Source organism: Paenarthrobacter sp. NPDC057981, assembly GCF_042886835.1.
Classification (GTDB): Bacteria; Actinomycetota; Actinomycetes; order Actinomycetales; family Micrococcaceae; genus Arthrobacter.
The window spans coordinates 71,067-83,900 of sequence record NZ_JBHVQI010000012.1 but is presented as its reverse complement, the minus strand read 5'-3'; the positions used below and the strand labels follow the sequence as shown (position 1 = coordinate 83,900).

Genomic DNA, 12,834 nt, shown 5'->3' with positions numbered 1-12,834 from the left:
TGCAGGATGCGGACTTGTTGCCGGATCCCGTTGCTGCGGCGCCTGCGGAATGCAGTACCGTAATGCCATGCCTGCCTCTTCGTTGCCAGCCGACAGTGCCCATCAGTCCGCGCCGCGCCGTTTCGCCACAGGACGGCAGTTCGAACTGCGCCGTGGGGACGCCGTCGCGGTGGTCACGGAACTGGCCGCAGGGCTTCGGCTCTACGCGCGCCGTGGTGTCCAGCTGACGGAGACGTACGGCGACGACGAAATATCTCCCGGCGCCACAGGCATCACCCTGGCGCCCTGGGCCAACCGGGTGGAAGACGGGGTCTGGTACCTGGACGGCAAGAAGCAGCAGCTGGACATCACCGAGGTTTCCCGGAACAACGCCAGCCACGGCCTGCTGCGCAATACCGGTTATGTGCTGGTGGACGAATCCGAATTCTCCGTAACCCTTGAAGCCACGGTCTTTCCCCAGCATGGCTATCCGTTCCTGGTCCAGCACCGGGTGCGCTACGAGCTCGACGACGCCCTGGACCTCCGCGTTTCGCAGACCCTGGTCAACCAGTCGCAGAGCCCGGCGCCCTTCGTTCTTGGTGCCCACCCCTACCTCCGGCTCGGCGACACCGCCCCCGAAGATCTGGTCCTCACAGTCAAGGCGCGCACTCGCCTGGTAGCTGATGATCGGTTGATCCCACGCAGCACTGCCCCCGCGGATGGCCCCTACGACTTTTCGTCCGGGACCGCGGTAGGTCCGGCGCTCGTGGACGTCGCGCTGACCGAATTAGCGTTCGACGGCGGCGTGGCCCGCCATACGCTAGCCGCCCCGGACGGCCGCAGTGTCAGTTTGGAGCAGGACGAGAACTGCCATTACGTGCATGTTTTCATCACCGACACCTTCCCGGGACGATCCAAGGCCGTGGCGATCGAACCCATGACAGGGCCGGCGAACGCATTCAACAGCGGGGATGGCCTCCGGTGGTTGGCCCCTGGCGGGACGTTCACCATGAACTGGGGCATTGCCGCCTCCCTCTAGCCACTACCCCCGCCTGCGGGTCGGTTTCCCATACGGCGCGGGCTGCGGAATTATGGTTTCATGACGCCTACGCCGGACGCCAAGCCCCGTTCTGATCGCCAAATCGCCGAGGACATCCCGTACGGGGTGCGCATTGCTGCCGCCTGGTCCTGGCGTGCAGGGCTGATCCTGCTCATGATCGGTGCCTTGGTGTGGCTGCTGGGCAAGGTCAGCTTCCTCATCATTCCGGTGATGGTCGCGGCCCTGCTGGCAGGATTGCTCTATCCGGTGGTGGCCTGGCTGCGCAACCGCAAGGTTCCCAACGGGGCCGCGGTTGCCATCACGGTCCTTGGCTTCATCGGCGTGATCGCCGGCGCCCTGGCTCTGGTGGGGCGGCAGCTCGTCTCCGGGTTCGGCGAGCTCTGGCAGGAAGCCCTCACCGGAGTCCAGCAAGTTCAAGCCTGGCTGGCGGATGGCCCGCTGCACCTGACCGCGGACCAGATCGACAAGTACATCGCCGATGGTGCCAACGCCCTGCAGAACAACAGCAGCAGCATTCTCAGTGGCGCCCTTTCCTTCGGCAGCACCGCGGGCCACTTTGCCGCGGGCCTGGTCCTGGCATTGTTCATCCTGATCTTTTTCCTGTTGGAAGGAAGCCGGATTTGGGGTTTCCTGGTGCGCCTGCTGCCCAAGGCGGCGCGGCGTGCAACAGACGGTGCCGGCCGGAGGGGCTGGACCTCCATGGTCAGTTACGTCCGGATTCAGATGTTCGTGGCCTTCGTGGATGCAGTCGGGATTGGCGTTGGCGCCGCGATCATCCAGGTTCCTTTGGCGCTGCCCCTGGCGGTCCTGGTCTTCATCGGCTCCTTCATCCCGGTGGTGGGCGCGCTGGTCACCGGCGCCATTGCTGTCCTGCTGGCCCTCGTCGCCAACGGGCCGATCAACGCCCTGATCATGTTGGCCATCGTCCTGCTGGTTCAGCAGCTTGAAAGCCACATCCTGCAGCCCTTGGTCATGGGCAAGGCCGTGGCCCTTCACCCGGTGGCAGTGATCCTCACCGTGGCGGCCGGATCTTATCTGGCGGGCATCCCGGGAGCCCTGTTCGCTGTTCCACTGCTCGCCGTAGTAAACACGGCAGTTCGCTACATTGCGGGCCGGACGTGGGAACATGATGAAGGGTTGGGCGGCGTCGAACTCCAAGCTACGGCTGGCTCGGCTGGCGAGGACCATGACGCCAACTTCAAGGATGTACACCTTCCCCGGCCCGAATCCCGTCCTGCAAAGGATGGCACCGGCAAGACCAAGGCCCCAGGCAGTACCTCTGTTGAGAGAACTGTGGCCGACACCAATAAAGGAGAATAGTCAGTGAATACCCTCGATACCCTGCCCGTCACTCTGGACGATGTCCTCAAGGCGCAGGAGCTGCTCGGGGGCATTATTACCAAGACTCCTGTGGAGTCGTCGCGGGCGCTGGGGCACCTTGTAGGCGGGAACGTCTTTTTCAAGTGTGAGAACCTGCAGCGTGCCGGCTCCTTCAAGGTTCGTGGTGCCTATGTCCGCATGGCCCGGCTGACAGCCGAAGAGAAGAAGCGCGGCGTCGTGGCGGCCTCGGCAGGCAACCACGCCCAGGGTGTGGCTGTGGCGGCCAAGAGCCTGGGCATCAACGCCCGGATCTACATGCCCCTGGGTGTTGCCCTGCCCAAGCTGGCGGCGACACGCAGCCACGGGGCAGAGGTCATTCTTCACGGCCACAATGTAGACGAGGCCCTTGCCGAAGCCCAGCGCTACGCCAACGAAACCGGGGCCGTCTTCGTGCACCCCTTCGACAACGTTGACGTCGTTGCTGGCCAGGGCACCATCGGACTGGAAATCCTGGACCAGGTCCCCAACGTGGACACCATCCTCATGGGCGTCGGCGGCGGCGGGCTGCTGGCCGGTGTCGCCGTTGCCATCAAGGCCCGCGCCAAGGAGCTGGGCCGTGAGATCAGGGTCATCGGCGTCCAGGCAGAAAATGCCGCGGCATACCCACCTTCATTGGCGGCCGATGCGCTGGTGCCGCTCAAGAAAGTTTCCACCATGGCTGACGGCATCGCCGTCGGACGGCCGGGACAACTGCCGTTCAGCATCATCCGCGAGCTTGTGGACGACGTCGTTACCGTCAGCGAAGACTCGTTGGCCCGTGCGCTGATCTTCCTGCTGGAGCGGGCCAAGATGGTGGTCGAACCTGCCGGTGCCGTGGGTGTAGCCGCACTGATGGACGGCAAGATCGAAAACCCGGGGAACACCGCCGTCGTGCTTTCCGGCGGCAACATCGATCCCATGCTGATGCTCAAAGTCATCCAGCGCGGTTTGTCGGCCGCAGGCCGGTTCATGACAGTACGCATGATGCTCGATGACCGGCCCGGTTCGCTGGCCACCATCGCCCGCATCATCGCAGAAAATGATGCCAACGTCACCGGCCTGGACCACACCCGCTTGGGTGGATCCATCAGCATGGGCGATGTCTCCATCACCATCAACCTGGAAACGAAGGGCCACGAGCACGGTGAGCAGGTCCTCGGCGCGTTGCGGGCCGAAGGCTTCCAGCCCATCGTGGTGCACTGACGGGAGGGGCCCATGGTGCTGGGAACACCTGAGGGATCAAAGGCCGACGCCGAGGAATCGCTGGCGGGGCGGGCGAAGGGCGGGCTGCTCTTCATGGGCGGTTTCGTGGTCCTGCTTTATGTCATCGAAATCCTGAACACGCTGATGCGGCATGCACTTAATGCCACCTTCGGACTGCGGCCCCGTTCCATGGACGGCTTCCTGGACATCCTGACTTTTCCGTTGCTGCACGCGAACTTCAACCACCTGATTTCCAACACGCTGCCGTTGATCATTTTCGGCTTCCTGGTGTTCCTGTCCGGGATCCGTGTATTTATCACAGCTCTGGCCTTCAGCTGGCTGGGCTCGGGACTGACGGTGTGGCTCATCGGCGGGGGAGGGGTAACCGTTGGAGCCTCCGGCCTGGTATTCGGTTTCTTCGCGTTCCTGCTGGTCCGGGGTTTCTTCAACAGGAGCTGGTGGCAGATCCTGCTCTCCGTGGTGTTGTTCATGGCTTACGGCAGCATCCTGTTCGGCGTGTTGCCCACGGTGATGGGCTACATTTCCTGGCAGGCCCATCTCGGGGGAGCAGTGGGCGGCATCATCGCTGCGGTACTGCTCCGCCCCAAGCCGGCAACCGTCCTCCCCGCCCGCTGACCCAACTAGGGGACAGCAGATGCTCCACTGAGTCCTCATAGCGACGTTTGCTGTCCCCCAGTTGGGTAGCCGGCAACGCAAAACGCCGGCCCCCTCCGCGAAGGAGGGTGCCGGCGTCGTCGTTTTATGGCGCTTGTGTAAGCGTTAGCCGGAGTACGGCTTGGCGGAGACGATCTCCACCGCGATTTCCTTGCCGTTCGGAGCGACATAGCTGAGGCTGTCGCCTTCCTTGTGGCCGATGATGGCTGCACCGAGGGGCGACTTCTCGCTGAAGACGTCGAGATCGGAATCTCCGGCAATTTCACGGGAACCCAGCAGGAAGGTCTCTTCGTCGCCGGCAATACGGGCAACAACGAGCATTCCGGGTTCGACGATTCCGTCGTCGGCCGGTGCTTCGCCAACGTGGGCGTCGCGAAGAAGGACGGTCAGCTGACGGATGCGGGCTTCAATCTTGCCCTGCTCTTCCTTGGCTGCGTGGTATCCGCCGTTTTCCTTGAGGTCGCCTTCCTGGCGGGCAGCTTCGATCTTCTGGACGATTTCCGCCCGGCCAGCGCCGGAAAGGTGGTCCAGCTCAGCCTTCAAGCGGTCGAAAGCTTCCTGGGTAAGCCAAGCCGCAGTGGCGCTGTTGGTGGTAGACACGGATTTCTCCTCTGGATCTGACAATGCAAAAGACCCCGCCTCGCTGGCCACTCGTATAACTCAGTAACCAACTTAACGGGGTGAAGGTTTCATCCATTGTAGTAAATCCTCTGGACGAACCCAAACCCGTTGAGCCGTGGGTCACACAGTTGTTATTTCCCGCTGTCCACAATCCAGCAGTTGTCCACCACGCCCGAGACAGCCGGGGACTCGGTCCGGAGGGTGGTCCGCTGGATGGTGGTCCGCCCGCCATCCGGGGTGTTCTCGGGCTCGTTGGAGCCGATTTCCACCACTTCCCAACCCACTACCGCGAACTTGGAGTCCAAGGCCTTGATGGCACACTTTGCGGTGGCGCCGGGGGATTTGGTGACTTGGTAGTCCACTTCGGCCTGGGTGTCATCCACGGTGCTGTAGCCAATGTCTTTGAACGTCACGGGAGCCTGCGCGGACCCGGTTGCTACGTAAGCGGCCAGTCCGATGGCAACCACCAATGCGGCGATGACGATGTTCCGCTTGGTTTTGCGTGTCATGGCGCGCTTTTGACCGCCGTAGCGATTGGCTAGGCTGGTGCTTGCCGGTACGTGGGTGGCCGAAGGGTCCTCTGAAGTCACCCGTCCAGTTTAGTGCCGAACCCGGTGGCTCCTTGCCGCCCCACGAGCCACACCCTGAGACCAGATCCATGAAAGAGGAGCCGTCACGTGAGTGCGTCCAGCAGTTCCGACCAGCAGCTGCGGCTGCTCGCCGTCCACGCCCACCCGGACGATGAGTCCAGCAAGGGTGCAGCAACCATGGCGATGTACGCTTCCGCAGGCGTGGAAGTCATGGTCGCCACATGCACGGATGGATCCCGTGGAGACATCCAGAACCCCGCCATGGAGGATGCCCCACATCCCAAGCGGGACATGGCGGGTGCGCGCCGCAAGGAGATGGCCAACGCGGCGGCTGTCCTGGGCATCCAGCAGCGTTGGCTCGGCTTCGTGGACTCCGGGCTGCCTGAGGGTGATCCGCTTCCGCCGCTTCCGCCGGGATGCTTCGCGCTGCAGCCGCTCCAACGGGCTACGGCTCCGCTGGTGCGCCTGGTCCGGCAATTCAAGCCCCACGTCATCCTCAGCTATGACGAAAACGGCGGATACCCGCACCCGGACCACATCATGGCCCATAAGGTGGCTGTGGAAGCTTTCGAGGCTGCCGGAGATCCTGAACGGTACGCCGGCATGGGTGAACCGTGGACGCCGGACAAGCTCTATTACGACCGTGCCTTCAGCCCTGCACGGTTCCGGGCCCTGCACTTTGCCCTGGAAGAAGCCGGCCTGCAGTCTCCGTACGCCGAGCGGCTGGCGGCGTGGTTGGAGGCCGACGCCGAGGGGCACACGCCGCCCACCGGCGGTCATGAGACCACTACCCAGATCGACTGCGGCGACTTCTTTGAGGTCCGGGACGACGCCCTGCGGGCGCACCGGACCCAGATCGACCCCGTGGGCTTCTTCTTCGCCGTTTCCCCGGAGCTGCAGCGGACCGCCTGGCCGTGGGAGGACTACACCCTGATCAAGTCCCGGGTGAGCTCCGAACTGCCGGAAAAGGACTTGTTCGCAGGGATAAGATAGGAACATCGGTAGTTTCTATCGTTCGTAGAAATTGCCGGATGGCCCACCAGCATCCCGGTCACGCTTCGCCGGCCGGCACGCACCAGCTCCCATAGAAGGTTTGACCGTGCACCACTTGATTCTCGCCCTGACCGTCACTCCGTCGCCCGATCCCGCGGGCACGTTGCGGCCTGGCCTGTCGGAGGATCAGGTGACGCCGGGCACTTGGGGCTTTGTCCTCACGGCCTTCATCGTTATCCTCACGACCTTCCTGATCGTGGACATGGTCCGCAGGATCCGGCGCGTGCGCTACCGCGCACAGGTGGAGGAGGCCCGCCTGGCGGCTGAGGCCGGTGGATCTTCCGACGACGGTAACCCGGCTGGAGGGGGCGGCCCCGCCGACGGTAACGGCGACGGCGGCCAGGCTCGCTGAGGCGGCGCGGGACAGTCCTGGGCCGAGCGCCCGGGACTAGCTCAGTACCGCCATCATGATGGCGATGAAGTGTGCCGCGAAGGCCAGCACAGTAAACGCGTGGAACAGCTCATGGAAGCCGAAATGCTGCACGCTGAAATTCGGCCTTTTGAGGGCATAGAACACGGCGCCGGCAATGTAGAGGGCCCCGCCGACGCAAATGAGGATGGCGGCGGGGGCATTGGCGGCGAAGAACTGCGGGAGGTAGAACAATGCGCCACACCCGAGGGCGATGTACACCGGCACGTAGAGCCAGCGCGGGGCATGGGTCCACAACACCCGGAACAACACGCCGATGATTGCTCCGGACCACACGAGCCAGAGCAGGGTGGTGGCCTCAGGGCGCTCCAGCAGGGACCATGCCAACGGTGTGTAGCTGCCGGCGATCACCAGCATGATGTTGGTGTGGTCCAGCCGCTTGAGCAGCATGCGGACCTTGGGGGACCAGTTTCCCCGGTGGTACACGGCGGAAACGCCGAACAGCAGGAACCCGGTCAGCGCGTAGATTGCAGAGGTGATTTTGCGGTCCGGAGTCGGGGCAACTGTCACCAGGACGATCCCTGCTGCAAGGGCGAACGGGGCGGCAACCGCGTGGATCCACCCACGCCAGCGGGGCTTGGTTTCGAGGAGCTCGGCCATGTTTCAAGAGTAACCTACGTTTCGGTAGGTTACTTCTCGGTAACAAGCGCCGAGCGGTTTTTGACTGCCTGCTGCACCGGCTCACCACCTTGGGAAGGTAGCCTTGGATGTGCGTCGTCGTACAAGCAAGGAAGTCAGGTGAGTGTCCGGTGGAGCTGCCCGGTTTCCTCTATGGCTTCTATGAGCGCAAACTCCTGCGTTCCCTCAAGCAGGACCAGATCCCGCGCCACATCGGCGTGATGGTGGACGGCAACCGCCGCTGGGCACGTCAGTTCAATGCCCCGACCAGCCAGGGTCACCAGGCCGGAGCCGACAAAATCCACGAGTTCCTGGGCTGGTGCCAGGAGTTGGGCGTCAAGGTGGTGACGCTCTACATGCTCTCCACCGACAACATGAACCGCTCCGGTGAAGAGCTGGATCTGCTCATGGGCATCATCGCCAACACCATGGACCGCTTGGACGAAGACGAGGACGTGTCCGTCCACGCCATGGGCGCCCCGGAACTGCTCCCGGACTATCTCGCCGAGCGACTGAATAAACTCACCTCCCGCACGCCGGTTCATGAAAAGATCCACGTCAACGTCGCCGTCGGCTACGGTGGCCGTCGCGAAATCGTCGACGCCGTCAGGGAACTTCTGCACGACGCCGCCTCCAAGGGGCGGACCATGACAGAAGTTGCAGATGAACTTTCGGTGGACGACATCTCCCGCTTCCTCTACACCCGCGGCCAGCCGGACCCGGACCTCGTCATCCGCACGTCTGGTGAGCAGCGCCTCTCCGGCTTCCTGATGTGGCAAAGCGCGTACAGCGAGTTCTATTTTTGCGAAGCGCTGTGGCCCGCTTTCCGCAAGGTCGATTTCCTGCGGGCCTTGAGGGATTACGCGGGCCGGCAACGCCGCTTCGGAACCTGATCACGCGCCGGTTCACCGAAAATTAACGAGCCTGTCACGCGACTTGCCGGGAACGGATTGCGGAAATGAATGTGTCGGGGATTACGTTAATCCCATCAGCAGGCAAAACCGCCCGCTGATCGGGGAGGCCAGTATATGGAGCGGAACATCGCACCAGTTACATGGGAGGCCACGCCCGGCCTTCCGGCCGAGCCGCTTCACCATTAGGCCGGGCGACCGCCCGGGGCTGGAGTCGATGTGGCTATTTCTGAGCAACTGCCCGCAATGGTTTCCGACGGGGAAAGTGCAGCTACCTCTCGCGCCAAGCGGGTCCCACGAAAAGCGCGGACGGCAACGTCCGCCACGGGCCGCAGCTACGTGATCGATACCTCCGTCCTGCTTTCCGATCCCCACGCATTGTTGCGGTTCGCCGAGCACGAAGTCATCGTTCCCATCGTGGTTATCAGCGAGCTCGAAGGAAAGCGCCACGATCCCGAATTGGGCTATTTCGCCCGGAAAGCCTTGCGCCTCCTCGACGACTTGAGGATCGAACACGGGGGACTCGACCGGGCCATTCCACTGGGCAAAGATGGCGGCCTCCTCCGGGTGGAAATGAACCACATCTCACCGGATGTCCTCCCCGCCGGTTTCCGCGGGGGCGACAACGACAGCAGGATCCTGGCTGTGGCCAAGAACCTGGCCAACGAGGGCCACAACGTCACAGTGGTCTCCAAGGACCTCCCCATGCGGGTCAAGGCCTCGGCCATGGGTCTGCAAGCAGACGAGTACCGCAATGAACTCGTCAAGGACTCCGGGTGGACCGGCATGGCTGAGATCGAAGCCAACGACGACGAAATCACCACGCTCTACGGGCACGAACCGGTCTTCATACCGGCGGCGGCCGAACTTCCCGTCAACACCGGACTGGTCCTTCTCTCCAACCGGGGCTCCGCTTTGGGCCGCGTTGGGGCGGACAAGCAGGTCCGTCTGGTCAAGGGCGATCGGGACGTTTTCGGTCTCCACGGCCGCTCAGCCGAACAACGGCTCGCCATCGACATGCTGATGGATCCTTCGGTGGGCATCGTGTCCATCGGCGGACGGGCAGGCACCGGAAAGTCTGCGCTTGCCCTCTGTGCGGGCCTGGAAGCTGTGCTGGAACGCCGGGAGCACCGCAAGGTGGTGGTCTTCCGGCCGCTCTACGCTGTGGGCGGCCAGGAGCTGGGCTACCTGCCGGGATCCGAGTCCGAAAAGATGAATCCGTGGGCACAGGCCGTGTTCGACACCCTCGGCGCCCTGGTCAGCCAGGAAGTCGTGGAAGAAGTCATGGACCGCGGCATGCTTGAGGTCCTTCCGCTGACCCACATCCGCGGGCGTTCGCTGCATGACGCTTTCGTCATCGTGGATGAGGCACAGTCGTTGGAGAAGAACGTCCTCCTGACCGTCATGAGCCGCATCGGGCAAAACTCCAAGATCGTCCTCACCCACGATGTCGCCCAGCGCGACAACCTCCGGGTGGGGCGGCACGATGGCGTGGCTGCCGTGGTGGAGACCCTCAAGGGACACCCGCTTTTCGGCCACATCACGCTGACCCGGTCCGAACGCTCGCCGATCGCCGCCCTCGTGACGGAGCTTCTGGAGGGGGCCGAGATCTAGCCCCATCGACCAGGTGCAGTGCCGTCGAAGGCCAGACATCCTCTGCGTGCCAGCTCGTTCCTCGCTTTTGACGCACGCTGCCGGATGTCTGGCCTTCGCCGTGTCAGCCACCCGCCGGAAGTTCCCGGATCCCCAGGTATTTGAAGAGTTCTTCGTGGCCCCGGACCTGGAGGGGCCAGTCGGGGCGTTTGAAGGTGGCCGGGGTGAGACGGACCCTTTGGACTTCCTCGACCTTGTCACCCCAGCCATCGCGGAAGACGCCGTTGGGTTCATAGCCAAGGCTTGTGGAGACACCCAGCGACTTCCTGTTCCAGACCGCCGCATCGGATTCGGCTACTTCAGCGTCCAGATAGTCGAACGCAAAGCTCACGACGGCGGCACGCATCTCCTTGCCGAAGCCCTGGCCCTGCGCGGACTGCTTGAGCCAGGAGCCGGTACTGACGGTCTTGAGGGTCCTGAAGTTCTTGGCGCCGAGGTCCTGGACGCCCAGGAATTCGTCGTCGTGCCAGACTGCGAGGAGGAGGGTCCAATCGTCCTTGGTGAAGTTGCCGCGGCAGCGCCAGTACCACTGGGCCATGTTGGGGGCCAGCTCGTCCGCCGGCATTTCAGCCCATGGCATGCTGAAGGGGCTCTTGCCGGGTTCGTGGATGCCGGACCGCGCCGCGTCCACGGCGGCGGGGATGTCGTCGTCGAGAATCGGACGGACAGTCAACCGCGGGGTAGTGAGGGCGAGTCCGAACGGGGGCCATATGTCTGCCAGCGATGTCATCGCCGTAGCCTAACCCGAAAAGCTGGAGAGCCCTCAGGCGGCCGGCCCTATGTCCCAGGGAATGTGGCGGCGGACATCCGTCAGGTTCATCGACTCGGCCAGGAACAGGTCGTCCAGCATGTACTCGTCCACCCCCAGGATCTTCAGCCAATGGCCCACACCGGACGTATCGCCGTCCAGGCTTTGGCTGGCAACGCATACCCCCGTTCCGGCGTCGATCCTGATCAATGTCCTTCCGGGGTGAACCAGGGGTTGGGCGGGATCTGAGGGTACATAGGTCCTGCTGGGAGTCACGATGGTTTCCAAGGCCGGACGGCCTTCGTGATCCACTGTGCGGGGCTCTTCGAAAAAGACGCGGTTGGTGTCGGGGAACTCGAGGGGAACGGGAGAATTTCCTGCCAGCTCAACGGGATCCAATGCTGCGGCGAGGCGACCGTTACCGAAGGAAGGTTCTCCGTAGAGAGCCTCGGGACGACGTCGGACCAGCCCGGCGTCGTCATAGACAGGGGTCACCAAGTGCGCCGGAAGCAGCCAGGAGCGCCGTGTGGCGCTGACGTACATGTCATCCCGGGAGTCGTTGATACCGGTGGTGCTGTGCAGCAACTGCCCATCGCTTGTCTCGAGGCGGAGGGCTCCGGGGCGACGAAGCCAGGCTCTGACAATGTCGGCTCCGGTTCCAGGCCGCTCAAGGTACTCAAACCGCAGGGTTGTCCATTTCCATGGCGAAGAGCGGCATAGATTCCGGAATGTGGAGGACAAGTCAAAGCCCGGTACATCTGCACTGTAGCGCCCCATATCCACAGTTTACCCAGACGTTCAAGCGGGCTGGACGGGCAAATCGGGGTAGCATCCGAGGGTGATCCGGCGACTATCCGAACTCTGGTCAGACAGCCCTTTGGCGTTCTGGCTGCTGGCGGCTGCGTGCCTGTATTTCGTGGTGATGGCGGTCAGGCTCACCGTCATAGACATCCGAAGCCACCTGCTGCCGAACCGGATCGTGCTCCCGTCCTACGGCGTGGCGGGAGTGTTGTTGCTGGCCGCTGCTGTGTCGAAGGCCGTCCCGGATGCGGGAGTGGGGCACCCGGCCACGGCGGCACTGTTCGGAGTGCCGGGCCTGGCAGCACTGGCCGGCGGCGCGGTTCTGTGGTTTTTCTACTTTGTCCTGCGGTTCATCCATCCGCCCGGGATGGGCTTTGGGGATGTGAAGCTGGCCGGAGTGCTGGGGCTTTACCTTGGTTACCTCGGTTGGAGCCATGTCTTCGCGGGCACCTTTGCGGCGTTCCTTCTGGGTGGGCTGTGGAGCCTGGTAGTCCTGGCTACGCGTCGGGGGACACTTCGCTCGGCGATCCCGTTCGGCCCCTTCATGCTCGCCGGTGCGGCCGCCGCAATGGTGCTGCTGCCCGCATGAGACTAGCCTGTCAGCAAGGCTGCAACAGCGGCAGGATCGAGAATTCTTGTGAGGAACGCTGACCCATGGGTGCACCGGATTTCGTGTTGAAACTGCGGGAGAAGATTGGGCATGACCCTCTGTGGCTCCCGGCCGTCCGGGGTGTGGTCTTAGACGACGAAGGCAGGGTGCTGCTGGGCCAACGGGCCGACAACGGGCACTGGGCCCTCATTACGGGAATGCTGGAGCCGGGGGAGCATCCGGCACCGGGGCTGGTGCGCGAAATCTTCGAGGAAACAGCGGTGGTGGCAGAGGCAGAGCGGATCGTCGGCGTCGGCGTTGTTGGTCCGGTGACCTTTCCCAACGGCGACGTCTGCGACTTCCTGGACATCATCTTCCGCTGCAGGTACGTCTCCGGAGACGCCAGGGTCAACGACGACGAGTCCCTTGCGGTGGGATGGTTTGCCTTGGACGAACTTCCCGACATGAGCGCCGGGAACCTCGAAGCCATCAGGCTTGCCACGGAGCCCGAGGGCCCCGTGGCGTACCAGACGGAGTAGCGCAG

Annotated in this window: 15 protein-coding genes; 10 read left to right on the top strand and 5 right to left on the bottom strand. The window is 63.5% G+C overall.

Annotated features, from left to right (window positions below):
- The first annotated feature begins 67 nt into the window (after window positions 1-67).
- Genes ACFVSI_RS12765 through ACFVSI_RS12750 form a run of 4 tightly spaced genes read left to right on the top strand, consistent with a single transcriptional unit; the run spans window position 68 to window position 4,237 of the window.
- The gene (locus ACFVSI_RS12765; RefSeq protein WP_387823961.1) at window positions 68-1,018 is read left to right on the top strand and encodes an aldose 1-epimerase family protein; all 951 of its coding nucleotides are present in this window, start codon (window positions 68-70) and stop codon (window positions 1,016-1,018) included.
- Window positions 1,019-1,078: 60 nt separating this feature from the next.
- Window positions 1,079-2,359 (top strand): AI-2E family transporter, encoded by a 1,281-nt coding sequence (locus ACFVSI_RS12760; RefSeq protein ID WP_387823959.1) that lies wholly within the window; start codon window positions 1,079-1,081, stop codon window positions 2,357-2,359.
- A gap of 3 nt (window positions 2,360-2,362) precedes the next feature.
- On the top strand, window positions 2,363-3,601 hold the full coding sequence (ilvA, locus tag ACFVSI_RS12755) for a threonine ammonia-lyase (RefSeq protein WP_262277810.1): 1,239 nt from the start codon (window positions 2,363-2,365) through the stop codon (window positions 3,599-3,601).
- Window positions 3,602-3,613: 12 nt separating this feature from the next.
- A complete protein-coding gene (locus ACFVSI_RS12750) occupies window positions 3,614-4,237 on the top strand; it encodes a rhomboid family intramembrane serine protease (RefSeq protein ID WP_387823956.1) in 624 nt (207 codons plus the stop codon).
- Between the two features lie 144 nt (window positions 4,238-4,381).
- Here ACFVSI_RS12750 and greA read toward each other — a convergent pair whose 3' ends face one another.
- Window positions 4,382-4,876: a transcription elongation factor GreA gene (gene greA, locus ACFVSI_RS12745; RefSeq protein WP_144661899.1), complete on the bottom strand. Its 495-nt coding sequence runs from the start codon at window positions 4,874-4,876 to the stop codon at window positions 4,382-4,384.
- Window positions 4,877-5,028: 152 nt separating this feature from the next.
- A complete protein-coding gene (locus tag ACFVSI_RS12740) occupies window positions 5,029-5,487 on the bottom strand; it encodes a DUF4307 domain-containing protein (protein ID WP_387823953.1) in 459 nt (152 codons plus the stop codon).
- 87 nt (window positions 5,488-5,574) lie between these two features.
- On the opposite strand from ACFVSI_RS12740, the gene mca reads away from it, so the two are divergent.
- Window positions 5,575-6,480, top strand: coding sequence for a mycothiol conjugate amidase Mca (gene mca, locus ACFVSI_RS12735; protein WP_387823950.1), 906 nt, complete (start codon window positions 5,575-5,577; stop codon window positions 6,478-6,480).
- 106 nt (window positions 6,481-6,586) lie between these two features.
- Entirely contained in the window at window positions 6,587-6,892 is a 306-nt protein-coding gene (locus ACFVSI_RS12730) for a hypothetical protein (RefSeq protein ID WP_387823947.1), read from the top strand.
- Window positions 6,893-6,928: 36 nt separating this feature from the next.
- Here the strand turns inward: ACFVSI_RS12730 and ACFVSI_RS12725 are convergent, their stop codons facing one another.
- On the bottom strand, window positions 6,929-7,570 hold the full coding sequence (locus tag ACFVSI_RS12725) for a hemolysin III family protein (RefSeq protein WP_387823945.1): 642 nt from the start codon (window positions 7,568-7,570) through the stop codon (window positions 6,929-6,931).
- 107 nt (window positions 7,571-7,677) lie between these two features.
- Between ACFVSI_RS12725 and ACFVSI_RS12720 the strand changes: the two genes are divergently transcribed.
- A complete protein-coding gene (locus tag ACFVSI_RS12720) occupies window positions 7,678-8,481 on the top strand; it encodes an isoprenyl transferase (RefSeq protein ID WP_387823942.1) in 804 nt (267 codons plus the stop codon).
- 237 nt (window positions 8,482-8,718) lie between these two features.
- Complete coding sequence (locus tag ACFVSI_RS12715) at window positions 8,719-10,113, top strand: PhoH family protein (protein WP_387823939.1); 1,395 nt, start codon at window positions 8,719-8,721, stop codon at window positions 10,111-10,113.
- Between the two features lie 103 nt (window positions 10,114-10,216).
- Here the strand turns inward: ACFVSI_RS12715 and ACFVSI_RS12710 are convergent, their stop codons facing one another.
- Window positions 10,217-10,882, bottom strand: a complete 666-nt coding sequence (locus ACFVSI_RS12710) for a GNAT family N-acetyltransferase (RefSeq protein ID WP_387823936.1) — start codon at window positions 10,880-10,882, stop codon at window positions 10,217-10,219.
- Window positions 10,883-10,915: 33 nt separating this feature from the next.
- Window positions 10,916-11,677 carry a hypothetical protein gene (locus ACFVSI_RS12705; RefSeq protein WP_387823933.1) on the bottom strand — a complete coding sequence of 254 codons (762 nt, stop codon included), beginning with the start codon at window positions 11,675-11,677 and terminating at the stop codon, window positions 10,916-10,918.
- Between the two features lie 61 nt (window positions 11,678-11,738).
- Between ACFVSI_RS12705 and ACFVSI_RS12700 the strand changes: the two genes are divergently transcribed.
- Window positions 11,739-12,290 carry an A24 family peptidase gene (locus tag ACFVSI_RS12700; protein ID WP_262277820.1) on the top strand — a complete coding sequence of 184 codons (552 nt, stop codon included), beginning with the start codon at window positions 11,739-11,741 and terminating at the stop codon, window positions 12,288-12,290.
- Window positions 12,291-12,355: 65 nt separating this feature from the next.
- The gene (locus ACFVSI_RS12695) at window positions 12,356-12,829 is read left to right on the top strand and encodes an NUDIX domain-containing protein (protein ID WP_387823930.1); all 474 of its coding nucleotides are present in this window, start codon (window positions 12,356-12,358) and stop codon (window positions 12,827-12,829) included.
- Window positions 12,830-12,834 lie beyond the last annotated feature (5 nt).

Excerpts from the sequence above, each read along its gene's own strand:
- ACFVSI_RS12765 (WP_387823961.1), top strand. The coding sequence starts at position 68 with ATGCCTGCCTCTTCGTTGCCAGCCGACAGTGCCCATCAGTCCGCGCCG.
- ACFVSI_RS12760 (WP_387823959.1), top strand. The coding sequence starts at position 1,079 with ATGACGCCTACGCCGGACGCCAAGCCCCGTTCTGATCGCCAAATCGCC.
- ACFVSI_RS12750 (WP_387823956.1), top strand. The coding sequence starts at position 3,614 with ATGGTGCTGGGAACACCTGAGGGATCAAAGGCCGACGCCGAGGAATCG.
- ACFVSI_RS12725 (WP_387823945.1), bottom strand. The coding sequence starts at position 7,570 with ATGGCCGAGCTCCTCGAAACCAAGCCCCGCTGGCGTGGGTGGATCCAC.
- ACFVSI_RS12720 (WP_387823942.1), top strand. The coding sequence starts at position 7,678 with ATGTGCGTCGTCGTACAAGCAAGGAAGTCAGGTGAGTGTCCGGTGGAG.
- ACFVSI_RS12710 (WP_387823936.1), bottom strand. The coding sequence starts at position 10,882 with ATGACATCGCTGGCAGACATATGGCCCCCGTTCGGACTCGCCCTCACT.
- ACFVSI_RS12705 (WP_387823933.1), bottom strand. The coding sequence starts at position 11,677 with ATGGGGCGCTACAGTGCAGATGTACCGGGCTTTGACTTGTCCTCCACA.
- ACFVSI_RS12695 (WP_387823930.1), top strand. The coding sequence starts at position 12,356 with ATGGGTGCACCGGATTTCGTGTTGAAACTGCGGGAGAAGATTGGGCAT.